This is a genomic window from Actinacidiphila sp. bgisy167 (assembly GCF_057707665.1).
The window spans coordinates 33,679-54,070 of the sequence record NZ_JBYIQP010000011.1 but is presented as its reverse complement, the minus strand read 5'-3'; the positions used below and the strand labels follow the sequence as shown (position 1 = coordinate 54,070).

Below are 20,392 nucleotides of genomic sequence, written 5' to 3'. Positions count from 1 at the left end.
TGTGCTGGGATCAGCCGGTGGCCGTCGTCCGCACGGGCCGGACCAGAACGCCGGGTCGCCCTTGACCCGACCCGCTTCACAAACGCGAAACACTCTCTTATTCCCCCAGGTGAAAAAGGCTTACTAAAGTTCGGGGAACCGTGGAGGGCCATCGAGGGTCCGGTGGATCGGCTCAGCCCCGACCTCTTTTGCTGCTGGTGTCCGTTTGTTGCGCGGTCGGGTGCTGGCGTCTCCTCAGGGGATGTGCGGCGCCCGATGGGGAAGGATGTGGCGTGCGGTGAAAACAAACAGCGGTGTCGCCGGTGAGGGACAGGACTGTTTTCCGCTGGAGAGGGACCTGGCGGAGCGGCTGCAGGGTGAGTCGCTCGAGGCCGCGGTGAACCGGGCGAGACAACTGTTGGCCGAGGCGTACCGGGATGTGCTCTCCCAGGTGACGGTGCCGCCTGCCCGGACGGCGGGGCAGGCATTCCTCGGACCACCTCAGTCCGCACTGGCAGCCTTGACCGCAGGCGGTGCGGAGCAGCGCGTGAACACCACCATTGCCGACGCCGCAAGGAACACTCCACTCGTGCCGGCCTTCGGTGACCCGGATGTCGTGCCGGCCGCCCGGCGCCGGTCACCGGTCGTTCCGCAGGAGTTCGAGGCGCCCTGGGGAGGCGAGCGGATCGAGGCCCCGATGAGCACCTTCCCCTCCGAAGCGCACTCCCACCTCCCGGACGTGTCCGAGGAGCCGTACGACCACCACGTCACCGCTGACACCGACGTCCTCCCTCCCACTCCCGCCTCCAGCACCGCGTCAACCCTTCATCCACCCCTTGCCGAGAACGGCGGAGGGCCTGCGGACGACCTCACGGAGGAGGACGAGCCGACGATCCCCGCCAGCGTGCTCAGCTTCGGAGCCAGGCACACGGGCACCAAGGCCATGGTGCACATAGGGCCGGTCCCGGAGTCGACGATGGCCATGCTGCGGCAGCAGGTGATCGACAGGGTCGAGGGCGATCGAGGTTCTGACGAGGCTTTCCGGCTCTCGGTGAACCGCATACTGACCGACCGCCTGCTCAGCTATGAATGGGGCAGGTTGCTCGGCGTCTCCGGCCTTCCGTTGACCGTGGAGTACCGGGGGAAGCGCTACCCGATCTCCCTGCGTGCGAGCCTGAGGGCGACCGGCCCCTCGGCGGAACAACTCGATCCCATGCCCGACGGTCCTCCGGTAGCGACTCAGACCTGGACGATCGGTATGGCTGAAACGGGTGACACCGCGGCCACCAGCAACCACCGCGTCATGTCCTACGCCTTCAACCACACGTTCCCGATTCCCGGGAGCGGTCAGTGGACGCTACCCGTCGGCTTCAGCCTCAACCTGACACACAACCAGTTCGCGACGAACGTGGCTGCGAGTACGACGACACAACCCATGCAATTCCTCCGGAGCAGGGGTCGCCACTGGCCGTACGACTTCGAGGTGACATGGGAACTGCGGCTCGGCGACGCCTTGCGGCGACTGGTTTCCGGCCGGATCCCGGACGACGGCTGGCAACCCGTCACCGCTGACGGCGGTGATCCCCTGGTCGTCTGGTTCCCCACCTACCTTCTCCAGGACAATCCGCTGCCGGTGGCAGACCCCGGCAAGCCCGAGACCGTTCCCCCCGACGTCTCCCGACTTGCCGTGTCCGACGAGCGGTTGTTCGGAGTGGAGGCGTTCCCTCAGCACGACCGGCTCTTCGCCGACGTGATGGCGTCCTTCTCGCTGGACCTGTCGGAGGCTTCCGAGGATGCGCTGCGCGCGTTCTTCGACGAGGGCGTGCTCCGCACGTCGGTCATCAGCATGGTCAACGGCTCGGTAAACTCCCCCCTGTTGTATGACCGGACCGGCAACGCCCTTGGGTATCTGCGGTTGACCGGCACCCTGAGCGACACTCAGGCCATCACCGGGCCGACCTCGGAGAAGACGGTTCTGGAGTCCTATGTCCTGAGGTCCACGCGCATGCAGGTGAGCGCGTCCACCACCAACGCCCTGGGGGCCGGCGTGACCCTGGGCGTGTCCCGGGCGAACCTGGGCTCGGAAGACACCCCGAGGAGCGGTCAGATCACCGCGCAAGGCGGTGCGCTGCACCAGTCCAGCCACACGCTCAACTCGGGTGGAAGCGCTCGTACGGCGCAATCCCTGCGGTCCGCCGCGCCACTGCTCCATGTCACGCCCGATCTCCACGCGCGTGTGACGCTGATCCGTGCCGATGCCGGGCCCGTCGAGGCCGCACCGGGCACACCGATGCACGGCGGACACTCCTATCCGCTGCCCATGCTCGTGCCGTCGGTGGTCTCGCTCGGCCACGCCCCGGAGGGACCGAGGCATCTCCCGCCCAAGATGAGCGATCTGCGGAGCTTCGGAATCACCACGACGGTAGGGCGGGTCGAAGGCGCCGAGCCGTTGTTCACACAAGCCGAGCAGTGGTTGCGCGACCGCCACTTCCTGCCGCCGGACGAAGAGAGTCCGGTCAGGACGGACCAGGCCGGCCGCGCCATGCTGCTGGTCAACGCCCGCAAGCTCGACCAGATGCGCAGCGGTCTGGAGCTACGGGCGGCCTTCCCCCAGATGCCCGACGGCGGCACCAAGGTGTGGTTCGAGAAGCCCACGTATGCCGGGACCGAACGCGTCGTCCTGACCCTCACCGCGGAGCGCCGGCATGGCGACGGACAGGGCAGTGGAAACAGCGACGACCAGGTGGTGCACGAGTGGAGCTACCCGGGTGTCCAGACGTTGAACTACATCGGCTCGTCCATCGTGGGCAACGAGCAGTTCAACAACACGCCGTACGCCTGGAACGCCGGGGTCAGCGCGACGGTCACCAACCCGCTGGGCCGACACGGCAACCTCCCGCTGCAGGCGGCCACCGGGCAGTACACGTACAGCCGGCAGACGAGCCGAAGTGACGCCGCAGGCTTTGGCAGCGGCTTCGAGAACTATGTGCTCAGTCCGACGGAGAACGGAGTGCAGAGGTTCAAGGTCCCGGTCACCTTCCGGATGACGATCTCCTACAGCCATGGCGAGGGTGCCGCCTTCGATCCGGTGCACGGTTCCGCACGGTTGATCGTCCCGACTTACGAGACCCTCGACGGACCCCCCACCCAACCGCGTCCCGGACCGGTGGTGGCCAGACGCTCCACCGACGCCGACACCCGGAGCCTGGCGCTGCCCCGCGCGGGGCGCACCTACGACACCGGCGTCCTGCGGATACCCGAGACCGCGCTCTTCACCGACATCCGCGGCAGTGGCGACCTGCAGAAGGCAGTCCGCAGCCTGCTCGGCGAGATCGAGGAGGAAGCCGCCCGGCTGGCCCAGGAGCCCCTGGACCTGCCGGGGCGCTACCCGGACGACGCCACGAACACAGCTGGGGCGAGGCGGGAAACCCCGAGCACCTCGTCCTCCTCGCTGCCGCCGCCCGCCACCTACCCTCCCCGGCGCGGGCAAGCCGTCGTGCCCCAGGAACCGGGGATCATGTCCCCGGTCTGGCGGGGGATGAACGGCTTCACGAAGTGGGTGGGTGACCAGGCCTCCGGAGTCGGCCGCTGGCTGTGGCAGGCCGCGGTGGGCGAGCCCGCGGCCAACCCGGAGTCCATGGCGAGCGAAGCCGTGTACGCCGCACTGTCGCCCCAGCACATCGCCGCGAACGCCTTGCGCATATTTCGCGACTCCTATGACGTCGAGGGTTTTGGTACCCCGGGCCTCCTGAGCGGCACGGTCATCACCGTCAGCGTGACCGGCTATCTCACGAATCTGCAGGTGCTCCCGCAGGCGCCCAAGATGGACGCGGAGCGCTGGCTCCAGTCCACCAACACGTCGATGTCCACCGTCACCGGCCAGTCCTCCCACAGATTCGGCGCGACTCTGGCCGGAAGCTACGAGGCCGGAGCGGGGTCGTTCACACCGTCGGGCAGCTACCAGTACGCCACCACCTCCGCCGAGGGCGTCGGCGCACTCGACAACACGGGCGTCTTCCGCGTCACCAGCGAGGACACCACGGTCGCGCACCGCTTCGCCGCGGACGCGCACTACGTCGTCACCGTCGTGGCAGCCGGGCGGACGCTGGCAGGCGTGGTCAAGACGGCCCCCCGTCTGGAGCAGACGACGGTGCTGGACGTCCCCCACGCGGTCGAGTTCCTCCTGATGAACAACGACCTGCAGAACCACCCCGAGTTGACCCGACTGCTCCCTGCGACGGCACAGGCTGAGATCCCCGCCGCCGCCACGCCGGACAGGATGCTGCCGTCCTGGTACCGGCAGGAGGGCAGCGGCCGTGGCACTCTCGGTTTCGCCGTGGTGACCGAGGTCCACCTCCGCGAAGGGCGCAACGCCCTGCGGGACGTCCTGCGTGACGTGGTGGAGGAGCACGCGCAGGGTGTGACCCGGCCAGGAGATCCCGCCTACGTCGAAGGCGTGCTGACACGCATCAACGAGGCCACCGGCTCAGTGGGGCTGCGGACCCTGCCCAACGCCGGCCCGGACGGCCGCTCCGTCTTCCACTTCGTCCACTTCTCCTGGCTCGGCCCGCAGCTGGTGGAGGTCGCCCTGTCGGCCCGGCCGGATCCGACCGCCGACCTGGAGGGCATCCGGGGCCGGACGGTCACCAGCACCAGCGGTATGGACAACATCTACGGTCACACCAACGGCGACGGCGGCGCTCTCCACATCCCGGGTGCCACGCAGATCAGCGGTACGCGGTCGAGCAGCCATCTGTTCACCGCCGCCCCCGCAGGACAGACCACGGGCGGCCACCGTCCGAAGTTCTCGCTGACCACCGGCCGGGTGAACTCCGTTGCGCAGACCGCGAGCTCCACCCGTGAGCGACGGGCCTGGCAACGGACTTTCGGCTCGACCGTCGAGTTCAGCCGTGTACCGTACGAGTACGTCATCGATGTCAGCACCCGGCCCCTGGAGGAAGCGCTGCTCGTCCGCATCGTCGGCACAGCGGTGCGAAGCGTTCTTCACCCCTCCGCGGTGGTGTCCCTGCTCAGCGGGCAGCAGCAGCACACCGTCATCAGGCACACCAGGAAGTCCGTGCCCGCCGAGGTCAGCCTGCGGTTCAACGGAGCGGAGGCCCCCGTCGCCCCTGTCGCAGACGGCACGGTCACCGGCGCGGACCAGGCTCGGACGACGGAACCCCTGCTGTTCAGGAGCGACCCCCGGGAATCCGTACTCTCGGAGCCGCCCCAGGGCAGCCTGGTCGTCGAGATGGAGGTTCCTCCGGAGTTGCGGACGCTGCTCGCCGCAGGCCCCTGGGTGCCCAGCCGTCCGTTCGAGATCTACGAATTCACCGGCCTGGATCTGCTGACCCAGGCGCTGCGTGAGGTGGACCCGTCGTTGCGGCAGGATCTGCGTGCGCAGAACACCCGGTCCGGCGAGGGGCTGATGATCCGAATCGCCACCCTGGCGGCCAAGGGGAGAATCACTCTGCAGGAACCGGGCGGGGTCGCCGCCTTTGTCGGCCGTCCGCGCGCAACCCACTCGCAGACCGAGATGAGCGTCAAGATCTTCGTGGTGAGAAAGGAGGTCACGAGCAAGGACACCGCCATCGACCATATCGCTTCGGCGACCGACGGTTTCACATCCCAGGTCGACAGCACCCTCGTGCTCGAAACGAACTTCGGGGTCTCCTCGCCATACGGTTCCGCGGACCGCGGCACGTTCACGGTGCCGACCGGCGGCGACCATCCTCGTTTCGGCCAGACCGCCGCCATCAGCAGCAACCGACGTGAACTGCTGCGTTTCGGTACGCCGATGGTGAACGCGCAGGGCGAGGGACTGACGGGCCACCTGCTCCGTGCTGTCGCCGTCGTGGAGGTGGGCGGCCCCCGGGGGCGCCGGTGGGTCACCGGCGAAACCCTGCTGCGGGTGACGGAGACTCCTCCCGCCTGGCTCTTCACGACCACCCGGCGGCCTCCGGCAGTGGTGCCCGCGCCCGCCGTGTCGCCGGTCACGGTGCCGGCTGAAATGGACACGGCGCTCGCTGGACCCGGCAATACCGCCGCCGATCCGGGAGTACTCGAGCCGGAGCCGAACAACACGCGGGACAAGGAAGTACGCCACACCGCAGGGTTCGAATTCGGGCAGGTCATGAGGATGACGTCTGCAGCCGCAGACGAATTTCAGGCCGGGCCGGTGACGGAGGAACGCATGGCCGACCTCGCGGAACAAGCAGCCCGGAATATCAGGGACATCCTCGCTATGCCGCGCGGGGGGCGCGGCGGCACGGCCGTCCGGCTGGATACCGACCACGGTCCGAAGCTGCCGGAAATTCTGTTCTTGAATAAACTCGCCGCTGTCCTCGGGCGCACTATCACTCTCGTGATGGAAGGGGACGAGGACCGGCCTTTCAACCTCTGCCCACCTGAGTCCGGGCGTTGAGGGAGGCGGTTCGCTCACCGGTGACAGCCGCGGGCCGAGTTCGGTCACCCGGTCGTCGAGGTCGTTCGTGGACGGGCGCGGGCGGGTGCGGCGGCCTGTACGGGGGCGCCGCACCCGCCCGGGGTGGTTTGGGGGTGTGGGGGTCAGCCGCGGGCGCCCGACGTGACGGCCTCGGACTCCGCCGGAGCCGTCGGCACGTGTCCGGCGCCATGGCACGCGGCCGCACGGCGGACCGGGACGAGGAGCGCGGCCAGGGCGGCGGCCAGGCACAGCACGGCCAGCAGACCGAAGGCGTGGGTGTAGCCGGAGGCGTAGGGGAGACCGGAGGGCTGGAGCCGGCTGGTGACCAGGACGCTGCTGACCGCGGCGCCGATGGAACCGCCGATGGTGCGGACGTTGGCGTTCATGCCGGTCGCCGCGCCGGTCTGCTCGGCCGGGACGCTGCGCACGATCAGGGTGGCCATCGAGGCGAAGGCGAGACCGATGCCCAGGCCGAAGACACCGGCCGCGAAGGCCACCTGCCACTGCCGGTCGTGCCAGGCCGCCAGGGTGCCGCAGGCCACGGCTCCGAGCGCGGCACCGGCCGTGAGCAGGTGCTTCGCGCCCACCACGGGCTCCAGGCGGCCGGCGAGGACACCGGAGAGGAACATCGCGATCAGCATCGGCAGCATCAGCAGGCCGGCTCCCGTCACGCTGGCGCCGAAGCCGAAGCCCGCGCCGCTCGGGGTCTGGACGAACCCGGGCAGGAAGGACCAGATCGAGAACATCCCCGCGCCGAAGAGCAGGCCGGCGGTGTTGGTGGCCCACACCGCGCGCAGCCGCATGATGCGCAGGTCGATGAGGGGGTTGCGGGAGCGGGCCTCGGCGGCCAGCCACAGGGCGAACAGCACGACCGCGGCGGCGAACAGACCGAGGGCGCGGCCGGAGGTCCAACCCCACCGGCCGGCCTGGCTGAGCGGCAGCAGCAGGGCCACGAGCCAACCGGACAGGAGGACGGCGCCGAGCCAGTTGACGCGTCCGTCGGCCCGGCTCGGGGACTCGGGCACGTAGCGGAAGGCGATCAGCGCGGTGATCCCGACGACGATGACGGGCAGCCAGAACAGCCAGCGGTAGTCGAGCGCCGAGACGATCGGGCCGGCCGCCACGATGCCGACGCCGCCGCCCGCGGCGATCACGGCGGACAGGTTGCTGATGCTGGGGCCGACCCGCTCCCCGGGGAACTCGTCCCGGATGATCCCGAAGGACAGCGGGAACAGCGCGCCGCCGATGCCCTGGATGACGCGGGCGATGATCAGGACGCCGATCGACGGCGCGAGCGCGGCCAGCAGGCAGCCGAGGGTCAGGGCCAGCATGACGGCGACCAGGGTGCGCTTCTTGCCGATGAGGTCGCCGACCCGGCCGAGGATGGGGGTGAAGACCGAGGCGGACAGCAGGTAGGCCGTCATCACCCAGGTCACGGTGGACTGCGAGGTGTGCATGGCGTCCTGGACGGTCGGCAGGGCCGGCGCGATCAGCGACTGGAGCATGGAGAACACACCTGCACCGGTCGCGAGGACCGTGAAGGTGAGGGTGGTGGACTTCCGTGGCATGAAAAGCCTCTTCGGTTCGGGACGGGGCGTGGCCGGGCTCGTCCGGCCGTGGTCGTACGGGCCGCGCGGGCAGCCCGGGGGCACCGGTGACCGCGCGGCGGCCGCCGGGGAGGGCGGGGGAGGACGGGCGGTGCGTCGGCGCAGGGCCCGTGGGGGGTCACATCAGGGCGCGGGCGTCTCGTCGTCGCGTACGGGGCACGCGCCGACGGGAACCACACACCGACTGATAAAGTGGAGGTATGCCTCCAATGTAGCGGAGGCCATCCTCCACTTCAAATGTTCCGGACAGGGAGGCACAGTGACGGCCGACACGTTCCCCGTCAGCGCGATCGTCGCGTCCCAGCGCCCGCACCGCAGGGACGCGGCACGCAACTACGACGCGCTGCTCGCGGCCGCCCGCGAGGCCTTCGCCGAGAACGGCGCCGAGGCCTCCCTGGAGGACATCGCCCGTCGCGCGGGCGTGGGCATCGCCACGCTCTACCGGAACTTCCCCACCCGCCGGCACCTGTTCGAGTCCGTCTACGCGGACGAGGTCGACGAGCTGTGCAAGGTCGCGCAGGAGGTCGCCGACCGTGAACCGTGGGCGGCCCTCACCTCCTGGCTGCGCCGCTTCGTCGACTACACCGTGACCAAGCGCGCCATCCGCGAGGCCCTCAACACCGAGTCGGACGTGATCCTCGCCTGCCGCGAGTCCATGTTCCAGGCCGGCGGGCCCCTCTTCGAGCGGGCCCAGCAGGCAGGCGAGGCCCGCGGCGACATCTCCTTCGACGACCTACTGCGCATGATCGCCGGCATCAGCGCGACGAACTTCCTCGACGACGCCCAGCGCGACCGGATCCTGTCCGTCGCGCTCGACGGCGTCCGCGTGCGCCGCTGAGGCCGAGGCGGTCAGGGCCGCGCAGGTCAGGTGCCCCCGCAGTTCAGGCACCCTCGGCGGCAGTCGCAGTCGCAGTCGCCGTCGCCCCGCGTGGCGCGGCGTAGGCGCGGACGGAGACCCTCCGGTCCGGGCCCCAACGCTGCTCGACGGTGGCCAGCAGCGTCCACCCCAGCCGTTCGTACAGGGCCGCGGCGGCCGTGTCCGACGCGACGACGTCGAGCACCGGGTGCAGGCCCCGCAGCCGCGCCTCCTCGACGGCCGCGGCCATCAGCCGGGCCCCGATGCCGTGGCCCCGGGCCGCCGGAGCGACGAAGAGCCGGCCGACGACCGCGACCGGGGCGGCGGCCGCCCCCTCGCGCGCGCTCCACAGCCCGGGTGCCGCGTCGCCCTCGGCGCCCCGACCGAGACCGACGTGGCCGACGACGGCGCCGTCCGATGCGGCGACCCACGCGCCGAGCGAGCCCGCCCCGGTGAGCCACTCCGCCGGCGCGGCGGGCCAGTCGACGGGGTAGCCGTCCCGCTGGTGGACCGCGGCCAGCACCCGCACGCACGCGTCGAGGTCGCGCTCCTCCCGCCGCCGGACCCGGATCACCGCACCTGCCGTCTCTTCGCGCACCGGGGTATGCAACCACAGGGGGCCGAGGCGTGGCGGTGCCGTGGTCACCCCGCAGGGCTCGGGCGAGTACGGGGGCGGGTGGTTGGTCGGGCCGCGACCGGGCGGGGTCTGACGGCCGTCCGAGTCCGGCGGCATCCGCTGCGGTGGCGTCGCCCCTGCCTGGACGGTGGTCCGGGTCAGGTTCCCCGCGCCGTCGTAGCCGGGCGTGGCGGTGGCGCTCGCAGGCGCGCGCGCCGACGGCGACTGCCCGGCGTCGTTGTACTCGCAGGTCGTCCTGCGGCCCAGGGCGTCCGTCGCCGAACCGAGCAGGCCGCGGCCGTCATAGGCGTCGGCGAGGCGTCGGTCAGTTGCTCGTGGATACATCGCCGGTCGGCGCGGCGGGCCTGGGCGTGGCAGGAGCGGATGTCCGCCGCCGCGCCGGGGGATGCCGGGTGTGTGGAGAGCCCCCGTGCTGCCGCCCGGACTCAGGCCGACGGCGTTGTACAGGAAGACCCGGGGCGCCGCCGGGCGCGCACCCGGAACGAAGCGACGGGAACGCCCAGCGAGCGAGGGGCGTGACCAGGGAGGATACCGGCACGTCCACCGATGCGCCGCCCGCCCGCCACGATCTTCGCGGGATCGGGTCGCGGTGGCGGGGGCCGCGTGCGGAGCGCGCCGAAACTGCGGGAGGATGTGTCAGATCGCGCCGGGCCGACGTCCGTTCGGCCCGGCGCTCGCGAGCATCCGAACGTTCCCGCACATCGCTGAACGTTCCCCGATCGATGAGGCGACCCGTGACCACACAGCAACTCCCGCGCCCCTTGGGCGAGTCCGCACCCCTGTGCGGAGGCGGCCGGTGAACCGCGCCCTCACGCTGCACGATCTGATCGTCGCCGGTGCGGCGATCACCGCCGGCGTCCTGGCCGGGCTGCTGCTGCGCCTGGCCCTGAGGTGGCTCGGCGAACGGGCCACGCGTACGAGGTGGGGCGGCGACGACATCGTCGTCACCGCCCTGCGCACCGCCGTGCCGTGGGCCGCGCTCGCGGCAGGTGGCTGGGTGGGCGCCGCGGCGCTGCCGCTGACCCGTGTCGTCGACCGGACGGTCAACCAGGTGCTCGTCGCGGTGCTGATCCTGGCGACCACGATCGCCGCGGGCCGCATGGTCGCCGAGACGGTGCGATCGCTGGCGCTGTCCCGCTCCGGGGTCGCCGCCTCCGCGACGATCTTCGTCAACATCACCCGCGTCGTCGTGCTGGCGATGGGCTTCCTGGTCCTGCTGCAGACCCTGGGCATCTCGGTCACGCCCCTGATCACCGCCCTCGGCGTCGGCGGTCTCGCCGTCGCGCTGGCTCTGCAGGACACGCTCGCCAACCTCTTCGCGGGCGTGCACATCCTCGCGTCCAAGACGGTGCAGCCCGGCGACTACATACGCCTCAGCAGCGGCGAGGAGGGCTATGTCGTCGACATCAACTGGCGCAACACCGTGGTGCGCCAGTTGTCCGACAACCTGGTGATCGTCCCCAACGCGAAGCTAGCGAGTGCGATCGCCACCAACTTCCACCAGCCCGAGCAGCAAATGTCGCTCATCGTCCAGGCGGGCGTGGGATACGACAACGACCTCGAGCACGTGGAGCGGGTGACGATAAAGGTCGCCGACGAGGTCATGGCGCACGTCGAAGGCGGCATCCCCGAGCACGAGGCGGCCGTCCGCTTCCACACCTTCGGCGAGTCGCGGATCGACTTCTCGGTGATCCTGCGGACCTCGGAGTACGGGGAGCAGTACCGGATCAAGCACGAGTTCATCAAGCGCCTGCACCGCCGCTTCCGGGAGGAGGGCATCGACATCGCCTTCCCGACACGGAATGTGGTGCTGCGTCAGGGGCAGCCCGGCGAGATGACGCTGCCGCAGCAGCGTACGGTCCCGGCGGCACCGGGCCGCGCCGCCGGCAGCTGACCGCCGGCACCTGACAGGCGGCTCGGTCCGGGCGGGCACTCCCGGGCGCGTGCCCGGCGGCCTCCCGTACGCCGGGAGACGGACGCGCCGCCCTGCGGGGCCGGTCCTGCGGTGCCGGGCAGCCGACCGCCCGGCACCGCGTGCCGCCGCAGGGTGCCGCGGGCCATCACGACGAGGGCGGCGTCCGCACGTGCCCACGGCGGAGGCCGAGGACGGTATTCGCGGACCGGGACAATACGGGTCTACTACTCCATAAGTGGACATGGCGGACCGTGCTCGATACGGTCGGGGTGTGGGTAGACCACTCCTGAAGCCGAGCCCCGGCACTCCTCAATCGCACTGTCCGCGCATGGACTTGGATGCGACCGAGGACGACGCACCCACCCCGCACGCTCCCGAGAGGGGAGACAGCCATGCGCGCGCAGCGATCTCTCGCACTGCTCGCAGGCCCAGTGGCCATCGGAGCCCTGGCGGTGCTGCCGGCGGCGCCCGCGCAGGCCGCGACGGCCACCGGCCACGTCACGGCCGGCACCGTCCAGGCGCAGGCCGCGCACACCCTTGCCCAGCAAACGGGAAAGCGCTACTGGCGCGGTTTCCGCGACGGGCGGGACGACGGACGCTACGACGCCCGCTCGCGCCCCCGCTGCCGTAACCAGTGGGACAACTACCGTCCCCAGAGCTGGAACTCCGAATACCGCCGTGGCTACCGCGACGGCTACCGCGCGGGCTGGAACGCCTACTGCTGAGCGCGGCGGTAGCGGCTCGTTCCCGCGCGCCCCCTTCAGACCGCCAACGCGCGTACGCGCCCGTGCGGGACGCAGGTCGCGGCGACCAGGAGCGCCGCGACGGCGCCCGCCACGAGGACCGGGGCGGGGCTGAAGGTCGCGGCGAGGACCGCCGCCACGGCGATCCCGTGCACCGCGTCGGGCGCGGAGGGGCGCCCGGCGGCCCCGCGGTGCAGCAGCCACACGGACAGCACGAATCCGGCGACGGGCACCGTGTAGGCGGCCGCCGCGCGAGGGAGCCGGATGGCCGCTCCCGGTGGCCAGGGAGACGCTGACGGCGAACCCGGCCCCCACCGCCGCCGCGCACGCCGGCCCTCCCTCGGGAAGGCCGGCCCCAGCGGTCGGCGTGCGCCGGTCAGCGCATCGGTCCGCGGTCCGCGGTCAGCGGGAGCTGATCAGCAGGCCGGGCACGACGGTTTTGCCGGTGCGGAACTCGGTGTACGCCCACTGCTCGACGTCGGGCTGCGGGCCCACGGGGTTCAGCGTCACCTGGTAGCTTTCGTCCCGCTTCACCTGGGACGGTGCGGTCAAGGTGGCGTTGCGCCCGTCGGCCTTCTCAGGGATGACGGTCACCCCGAGCCGGTAGGGAACCTCGGGCGAGGTCGTCGTCCGGGCGTGCACGTAGGCGGTGTAGACGCCGGGTTCGGGGAAGAACCGCGCGCTGCGTTCGTTGCTGTGCCAGGACGCCCAGCTCCGGTCGACGAGTTCGCCGTCCTTGTAGAGGTAGAGGTCGAGGTTGGTGTCCGGGTCGTCCGAGGCCGTCTGCACGACCAGCCCGGCCGAGCCGCGCGGCACGACGATCTTCGTGCCCTGGGTGCCCACCCCGCCCGGGGAGAAGACGCCGCCGGTGACGGACGTCGTGAGCTTCTTGTCCGTCCAGGTTACGGGGACGTACCCGGTGGTGCGGCCGGCCAGCGGGCCGGTGAAGCCGGGTTCCATGTTCGCCTGGCCCTGCCCGCCGATGCGGCCGAACTCGATGCCCGTGTCGTCGTACGGCCGCGGCGTGAGTCCCCACGGCCGGCCGGCGACCGTCAGGCGCACCCGGTGCTGGGGGCTGACGAAGGTCAGCGACCCGGTGGTGTAGCGGTCCCAGGTCGCGGTGCCGCGCTCCAGGGTGATGGTCACCGTGGCGGTCGCTCCGGGCTTCACCGAGACCGCCCGGGGGCTGACCGTCACCTTCATCCCGGCGAGCCCGTCGACGCGCGCCGTGTACGTCTCGGTCCGCGTGCCGACGTTGGTCAGCCGGCGCGTGAGCCGTACCGGCTTTGTCCCGTCGTACTCGCGCAGCGCGATCGACGGCAGGTTGATCTCTTTGCCGTCGGGCGTCGCCGCGGCCGCGAAAGCGGTCAGTTCGGCGGCCGAGGGCTCGATGACCAGGCCGGGGTCGTCTGCGGACGAGGTCTGCGGCAGGCCCGAGCCCTGGCGCAGGGGGCTGGTCGTGCCCCGGGTGTCGGTGGCGGTGGTGCGCAGTGCCGAGGCGGTCGCGCCGGGCGACCAGTTCGGGTGCCTGGTGCGCAGCAGTGCGGCCATGCCGGCCACGTGCGGGGCCGCCATCGAGGTGCCGGAGTAGGCGTCGAAGAGACGCCCGCCGGTCATCGGCGACACCGCCGCGACCACGTCGATGCCGTCCGCGACGAGGTCGGGCTTCTGGAGTCCGGTGTGCACCTGGTCGGGGCCGTAGGACGACAGGCTCGCGACGCTCGGCAGTCCCACGACGCTGCTGCCGTCCCCGCCCTCGGTCAGCGACGCGGTCCCGTCGGTACGGTGCGCCCACAGGTAGTTGAAGAGCCTTCCCGCCTGTTCGGCGCTCCACAGGTAGACGGTCGGGAAGTCGTAGATCACGTTGAGGCGTGCGTTGCCGGTCGACTGGAACAGCACCACGCTGACACCGCCGGCGGCCTTGACCGTCGCCACCGCCTCTTCGGCGTCAAGGAAGTCGCAGGCCACGATCTTGCCCTTGACCTTGGCGGGGTCGAGGCTTCCGGCCGAGCAGTAGCGCGCCCCGTCGACGAGCGATCCGGCCTGGTCGGCGAAGACGATCGGCGTGCTGCGACGGGACGGCAGCTCGTCCATGGAGGTGCCGATGATGCGCGTGCCGTCGCCGAGTCGTACGGTCGCCTCGTGGGACCGCAACACCGCCGCACCGACCGTGGTGACCCAGGGTTCGGCGTTGCTGATCATTCCGGACATGCCGTCGTTGCCGGCGGATGCGGCGACGAAGACGCCGGCGAGGTACGCGTTGAGGAAGGCGTTCCCGATCGGGCTGTTCGGCTGGGCGTCCCCCATCTCGTAGCCGATCGAGTAGTTGATCACCTGGACGCCGTCGGCCACCGCCGCGTCGATCGCCGCGATGATGTCGGCGTCCGTGCCCATGCCGCCCCACAGCGCCTTGTACACGGCGATCCGCGCGTCGGGCGCCACCCCGGAGATCGCGCCGTAGTCGTGCCCGAGGACCATCGCGTGCTTGACGGGAAGACCCGCCGCGGTGGAGGCGGTGTGGGTGCCGTGCCCGATCATGTCCCGGGGCGAGAGGTTCTCGCCCTCGGGCAGCGAGCCGTGGGCGCTGAGGTACCCGTCGGCGAAGTACCGCGCCCCGACGATCTTGCCGTTGCAGGCGGAGGCCGGGAAGTCCCCACTGCTCTGGCAGGTGCCGTGCCAGCCCGCGGGCGGCGCCATGGTGGCGGCGAAGGAGGCGCTCTCCGGCCAGATCCCGGTGTCGATCACGCCGACGACCACATCGGAGCCGTGGACCGGCTTGGTCTGCGCCGCCGTCCCGGACGCCGTCCGCGCCGGCGCCTGTGCGGTGTGCTGCGCCGCTTGCGCGGTCAGGGCCGTCGCCGTGTCGGCCTTCACGAGTCGGGCCGGGGTGACCGCCTCGACGCGCGGGTCCTTGGCCAGCTCGCCGACCTGCGTTCCGGTCAGTTTGGCGGCGAAGCCGTTGAAGGCGGTGGTGTACGTCTGCTGGGCCCGCACACCGAAGTCGCCGAGTACGTCACGCTGCGCTTCGCCGAGGTGCCGGCGGTACTTCTCGGCCGCGGCCGAATGAGGTTGGAGCTCCTGCCCGGCCGCCGGCCTCGTCGCCGCGAGTCCCTCGACGCCGCCCGTGTACGAAGTGACGGGCGCTTCCCGCAGCCGCACGACGTATTGGCCCTTGATGGTGTCGGGCTGCGCGTCGGTGTGCAGGGCGCCACCGCCGGTGAGCGATGCCGGGGTGTGGTCGGACCGGCCCGGCTGCAGGTCCGGCAGCGGAGTGCCGGTCTGTGCCGCGGCCGGCCCGGTGTTCCCCAGGCCGCTCAAGAGTGTGGCGAGGACGGTGATTGCCGACGCCACGACTATTCGGCGTCGTTGTCGAAGGCTCGCGCTCGTGACCACGAGTCTCCTCCCATGTAGTGAACGGTGCGTATGTCGATCACACCCAATCCCTGATCGATCACGTGGAGATCACATCCGGATGACGATCCGTCGCCCCCGGCGTCGCCGCGGCTGCCTGCGGGGTATCTCGCCGCCGCTGCGCGGTAAGTGCAGCGCGACGGGAACGATGTCCGGTCGATCGCCTTAGTGCGAGGGGGAATTGCGCATCTCGGAGCTGTGACGAGCGCAGACCTGCCTACGCGTGACCGCGGTTCGGTCCGTGCTCCCGAGTGCGGAAAGCGGGGTTCCCGGGAGGTGGCACGGTGCCGACGACCTGAGCGACGTGGGCACCCGCCTGTCTGGCGTCTTGCAGACAGGTGTCGGGATGCCGACACCGTGGGCACGTTCACGGCTGGCCGAGTGTTTCAGCAGGGCACGCCGCGCCTACCAACTCCACGTTGACGAGCCGGATGTCGATTTCCGGGACCGCGCCCTCGGTGCCGGCCGCCGCGAGGAGGCCGGCGCCGCCCTCGGTCAGGAAGAGGAGGAACGACGAGGCTGAGGCCGCCACCGGACCCGGGCGTGCGTGCGGCCGTGCCGCTGCGCGGGACGCAGGTCGCGGCGACCAGGAGCGCCGCGACGGCGCCCGCCAGGAGAACCGGGGGGGCCGAAGGTCGCGGCGGGAACCGCCGCCCCGGCGCGCACGTGTACCGCGAAGAGCACGGAGGGGGCCCCGGCGGCCCCGCGGTGCAGCAGCCACATGGACGGCACGAGTCCGGCGACGGGCACCGTGCAGGCGCTCCTGCGGCGGCTCGCTCGTGAGGACTACCTGTCGGGCCTGCCCTGGACGCTCGTCCACCGCAGGGGCGCCGTCGCGAAAGAGCTGGGGAAGCCGGTCGCAGTTGCCGGGCGAACGCCGTCATCGTGGGGCGCGGGAGGGGAGACGGCACCACACTCTTGCGCCCGGTCGCGGACCGCCTGGCGCGCCGCGCCCGGTGCCCGGTGATCGCCGTGCCTTGAGCACGGCCCCGGGGCGCCGTCGCGAACGCGGGAAGCCCGGACGTACGCGGGCCGGAACCACGGCGGGTGGTACCCCGCCGCGGTCCCGGCCCGGCGCGGCTACTTCGTCCGGTAGGCGTCGACGATGGTCTCGTCGACGGTGTTGCCCTGCTTGTCCACGGCCTGCGCCTTGAACGAGACACTGCCGCCGGCCTTCGGGTTGGTGACCCGGACCCGGCCGTCGCGCACGCTCAGCTTCTGCCAGTGGGCTCCCTGGTCGTAGGAGGCCCACACGCTCAGGGACTTGAGGTTCCCGCCCGCGGCGGTGCCGCGGACGGTGACCGGCACCCAGACCTTCGCGCCGGCCTTGCCCGTGCTGTCGAGGGACAGTACGGGGGTGAAGCGCACGACGGAGGTCGGGAGCTTGGTGATCCCCGGGGCGAACTCGGAGGAGAACGTCCAGCTCGCGGTCATGCTCGTGGACACGTCGGCTACCGCGCCGCGGTTGACCGAGACGGTGACCCGGTAGTCGGCCCGCTCGTTCTCCGCGATGTAGAAGACGTCCATCGGGTAGATGCTGGTGCTGACCAGCTCACCGTTGCGGTAGAGGGACGTCCGCGCGCTCTCGACCGGTGCGTTGTTGTCGCTGGTGTTCCCCTCGCTGTCCGAGAAGAGCGGCAGCCGACCGTCGATCGCCTCGTCGGCCCGGATGAATCCGACGAGTCCGGCGTCCTCCGGTAGATCCGGCCCGAAGACACCGACGTTGAAGACGTGCTCGTAGGAGCGCCCGGGCTTGAACGTCCGCGGCAGCGCGTCGTAAGAGGACTCGTAGGAGTCGTTCGCGTCGGTCTGCATGAAGCCCAGCTGCCACGAGGGGTTCCCCGAGAACAGGTGCAGGGTGCCGGTGTAGGGCAGGGCGTGCACGGTGCCGAGGCCGGCGCCGCCCTCGGTGACCGGTGTGACGAACCCGAACTTGCCCTTTGCGGGCGCTCCGAGCTTCGTCGTCACCTCGGCGAACTCCCGGGCCTTGGCGTGGTGGGTGAAGCCGGTGAGGTAGCGGTCGCCGGTCGGCTGGTACACCAGGTGGTACTCGTCGTGCCCGCCCGTGCCGGTGGAGAAGGTGGTCATGAGCTGCTGGGTCAGCAGGTCGCCCGCGGCGGCCTTGGGGCCGAGGTGGCCGGTGCGGTACTGCGCGAGGGAGTTGGTGAAGACCCCGTAACGGGTGCCGAATCCGTCGGGCATCTCGATGCCCGCGCTGAAGTAGCCGAGGACGGGCTGGGCGGAGCGGTCGGGGACGGTGATGTCGAGCGCCTTGGCGGTGCGCGCGTCCACCGTCACCGTGGTGTCCTTGTCGACGACGAGGTTGGGCTGGTTGAACCAGTCACCGCCCTTGTCGTAGGAGCCCTCCGGATCGACCCGGACCATGCTGTTGAGGAAGTACCGGCCCTTGGGGACGCGCACCGAGTGCGTGTCGCCGGCCAGCGCGATGTTGGAGCCCCTGGAGGGTCCCGTCAGACTCTGCAGCTGGGCGTCCCAGGCGGGAGCCGGCGCCGGCTTGCCCATGCGGTCGAGGGCCTTGACCGTGACGGTGTACTTCTCGGACTCGCGCTCCACGGCCAGTGCGGTGCCCACCGTCTGCCCGTCGCCGGTGGCCGTGACCCGTCCGGTGAAGGCGCCGGTGGTGTCGCCGCCGAGGCGGGTGTCGGCGGTGACCTTGACGGTCGCCTCGCCGTGCGCCGGGACGGTGACCTGCTCGTCAGCGGTGAACATCCCGCCGGGGGCGGGGTTTCCGTCCGGTCCGGTGGCGTCCACGGTCAGCTTCAGGGTGACCGGGGCGTCGCCGGAGTTGCGGTAGGTGAGGTCCTTGGTGACCGGCTGGTCGTCGGTGTGCGGCCACTGCGCGACACCGTAGTTGAGGGAGGTTTCGCGGGCGACGACGGTCTGCTTGATCGCCTTGCGCAGGTCGACCCGGCCCGAGCCTTGCTCGAAGGCGGTGTATCCGCCGGGCGTCGTCGAGGAGACCAGCGCGTCCTTGATGTCGTCGCCGGTCCAGTCGGGGTGCTGCTGGGCGAGGATCGCGGCGGCGCCGGCGACGTGCGGGGTGGCCATGGAGGTGCCGTTGAGGGCGATGTAGCCGTCAGCGACGGAGGGGGCGACACTGGCCAGGTAGCTGTCGTGCGCGGCTGCGGCCCCGATGGCCACACCGGGCGCGGTCAGGTCCGGCTTGATGCCGCCGTCACCGGCGCGAGGGCCGGTGCTGGAGAACGGGGCCAGCTTGTCCTGCTTGTCGACCGCGCCGACGGTGAGGGCGGCGTCGGCGCTGCCCGGCGAGCCCACCGTTCCGGCTCCCTGCTCGCCGTTGTTGCCCGCCGCGATGACGAACAGCGCCCCGCTCTCGGCCGACAGCCTGTTGACGGCCGCCTCGGCCGGATCGACCTCCGGCGAGTCGTAGCCGCCGAGGCTGAGGTTGACGACGTCCGCCTTCTCGGCGACGGCCCACTCCATGCCCGCGATGATCTGCGACATGCTGCCGCTGCCGCTGTCGCCGAGGACCTTGCCGTTGAGCAGGCGGGCTCCTGGCGCCACCCCCTTGTAGACGCCGCCGGACTTGGCGCCGGTGCCGGCCGTGATCGACGCGACGTGCGTGCCGTGACCGTAGTGGTCCCCCGTGTCCGGCGCGTCGGAGAAGTTCTTCTCGGCGACGACCTGCCCGGCCAGATCCGGGTGGGTGGTGTCGACGCCCGAGTCGAGGACGGCGATGCGCGTACGGGTGCCGTCGAAGCCCGCGGCCCACGCCTCGGGAGCGCCGATCTGGGGGACGCTCCGGTCCAGGCTCGCCTGGACGACGCTGTCCAGCCACACCGAGGCGATACCAGGTGCGACGGTGCGCTTCCCGGCGTCGGCGGAACCTTCGGTGACCGCGGACCACAGCTCCGCGGTGCCGTCGGCGGATGCGGCGACGGCGTCGGCGTTGACGCTCGGCAGCGTGCGCCGGACCTCGGCTCCGCCGGCGGTGCGCAGGGCCGTCCTGGCCGCCGGACGGGCCGCGTCGTACATCACGATGAGCCGCAGGTCGCGGCGGTCGGCGTAGGCCGGCGAGCTCAGCGTGGTGATGTCGAACAGACGCCGGTCCACCCGGCCGCTGCGGACCAGGTCCCGGGCGTCGTCGGGCAGGGCGTAGGTGTGGCCGTCACGGGACTCCACCCGGATGGGGATGCCCTCCCGGCCCTTGGCGGGACGCGCGCCGACGATCTCGCCCTTCGCGTTCACCGCTATCCGGTCGCCGGTGACCAGCGGGATCCACCGCTGTCCGCCGGTGGCGGCCGCGGCACCCGTGGACGTGGAGTCCGCGGGGAAGGCCGGGACCGACGCCGAGGCGGGGAACGGCGCGGGTGACGACGCCGTTGCGGTGGGGCCGGAAAGTGCAAGGGACGCCGACGGGGTGGCGGCGACCAGCAGCATGCTGATTCCCAAGACCGTGCCGACGGCAGGTCTCTTGGACGTGAATTTCACGGTTTCCTCTCACTCGTTCACCCCGCGCCGGCGCGTGGATATCACGGTGGGCTTGGGGTGCGCGCCGCACAGCGAAGCACCGGTCCCGAGAGGAAGTCAACGGGTTGAAATCGAATTGACGGAAGGTGTAAGGACGGTGGACTGCTGTATTGTGAACGGAATTTCCGCACTTTCGACCCCAACTCGCTCGCTATCCGGCTAGACAGGCACAGACCGTGTGCGGCCTGCGCTGTCACCGTCGGACGCCGGCGACGGAGACCGGTGTGCTAGGGGGAAGATCTCATGACATCCGCGAGGTGATGGCGTCGTCTGCCATAAGGCGATGT

At 71.1% G+C, this 20,392-nt stretch carries 10 protein-coding genes; 4 read left to right on the top strand and 6 right to left on the bottom strand.

Annotated features, from left to right (window positions below; genetic code table 11):
• The first annotated feature begins 277 nt into the window (after positions 1–277).
• Positions 278–6,403, top strand: a complete 6,126-nt coding sequence (locus tag AC3ET4_RS06720; RefSeq protein ID WP_431946944.1) for a hypothetical protein — start codon at positions 278–280, stop codon at positions 6,401–6,403.
• Between the two features lie 143 nt (positions 6,404–6,546).
• Here AC3ET4_RS06720 and AC3ET4_RS06715 read toward each other — a convergent pair whose 3' ends face one another.
• On the bottom strand, positions 6,547–7,992 hold the full coding sequence (locus AC3ET4_RS06715) for an MFS transporter (protein ID WP_431946942.1): 1,446 nt from the start codon (positions 7,990–7,992) through the stop codon (positions 6,547–6,549).
• Positions 7,993–8,290: 298 nt separating this feature from the next.
• Between AC3ET4_RS06715 and AC3ET4_RS06710 the strand changes: the two genes are divergently transcribed.
• Positions 8,291–8,869, top strand: a complete 579-nt coding sequence (locus tag AC3ET4_RS06710; protein ID WP_431946940.1) for a TetR/AcrR family transcriptional regulator — start codon at positions 8,291–8,293, stop codon at positions 8,867–8,869.
• Positions 8,870–8,912: 43 nt separating this feature from the next.
• On the opposite strand, the gene AC3ET4_RS06705 is transcribed toward AC3ET4_RS06710, so the two are convergent.
• Complete coding sequence (locus AC3ET4_RS06705; RefSeq protein ID WP_431947025.1) at positions 8,913–9,485, bottom strand: GNAT family N-acetyltransferase; 573 nt, start codon at positions 9,483–9,485, stop codon at positions 8,913–8,915.
• Positions 9,486–10,320: 835 nt separating this feature from the next.
• Here AC3ET4_RS06705 and AC3ET4_RS06700 point away from each other — a divergent pair.
• A complete protein-coding gene (locus AC3ET4_RS06700) occupies positions 10,321–11,418 on the top strand; it encodes a mechanosensitive ion channel family protein (RefSeq protein WP_431946938.1) in 1,098 nt (365 codons plus the stop codon).
• A gap of 413 nt (positions 11,419–11,831) precedes the next feature.
• Positions 11,832–12,164 carry a hypothetical protein gene (locus AC3ET4_RS06695; RefSeq protein ID WP_431946936.1) on the top strand — a complete coding sequence of 111 codons (333 nt, stop codon included), beginning with the start codon at positions 11,832–11,834 and terminating at the stop codon, positions 12,162–12,164.
• A gap of 35 nt (positions 12,165–12,199) precedes the next feature.
• Here AC3ET4_RS06695 and AC3ET4_RS06690 read toward each other — a convergent pair whose 3' ends face one another.
• The 4 genes from AC3ET4_RS06690 to AC3ET4_RS06675 form a co-directional block, all read right to left on the bottom strand.
• Entirely contained in the window at positions 12,200–12,415 is a 216-nt protein-coding gene (locus tag AC3ET4_RS06690) for a hypothetical protein (RefSeq protein ID WP_431946934.1), read from the bottom strand.
• A 169-nt stretch (positions 12,416–12,584) separates the two neighbouring features.
• A complete protein-coding gene (locus AC3ET4_RS06685) occupies positions 12,585–15,533 on the bottom strand; it encodes a S8 family serine peptidase (protein ID WP_431946933.1) in 2,949 nt (982 codons plus the stop codon).
• A gap of 427 nt (positions 15,534–15,960) precedes the next feature.
• Positions 15,961–16,125, bottom strand: coding sequence for a hypothetical protein (locus AC3ET4_RS06680; RefSeq protein ID WP_431946931.1), 165 nt, complete (start codon positions 16,123–16,125; stop codon positions 15,961–15,963).
• Between the two features lie 548 nt (positions 16,126–16,673).
• A complete protein-coding gene (locus AC3ET4_RS06675) occupies positions 16,674–20,066 on the bottom strand; it encodes a S8 family peptidase (RefSeq protein ID WP_431946929.1) in 3,393 nt (1,130 codons plus the stop codon).
• Positions 20,067–20,392 lie beyond the last annotated feature (326 nt).

Coding starts and splice junctions, on each gene's coding strand:
- AC3ET4_RS06715 (WP_431946942.1), bottom strand. CDS start 7,992: ATGCCACGGAAGTCCACCACCCTCACCTTCACGGTCCTCGCGACCGGT.
- AC3ET4_RS06695 (WP_431946936.1), top strand. CDS start 11,832: ATGCGCGCGCAGCGATCTCTCGCACTGCTCGCAGGCCCAGTGGCCATC.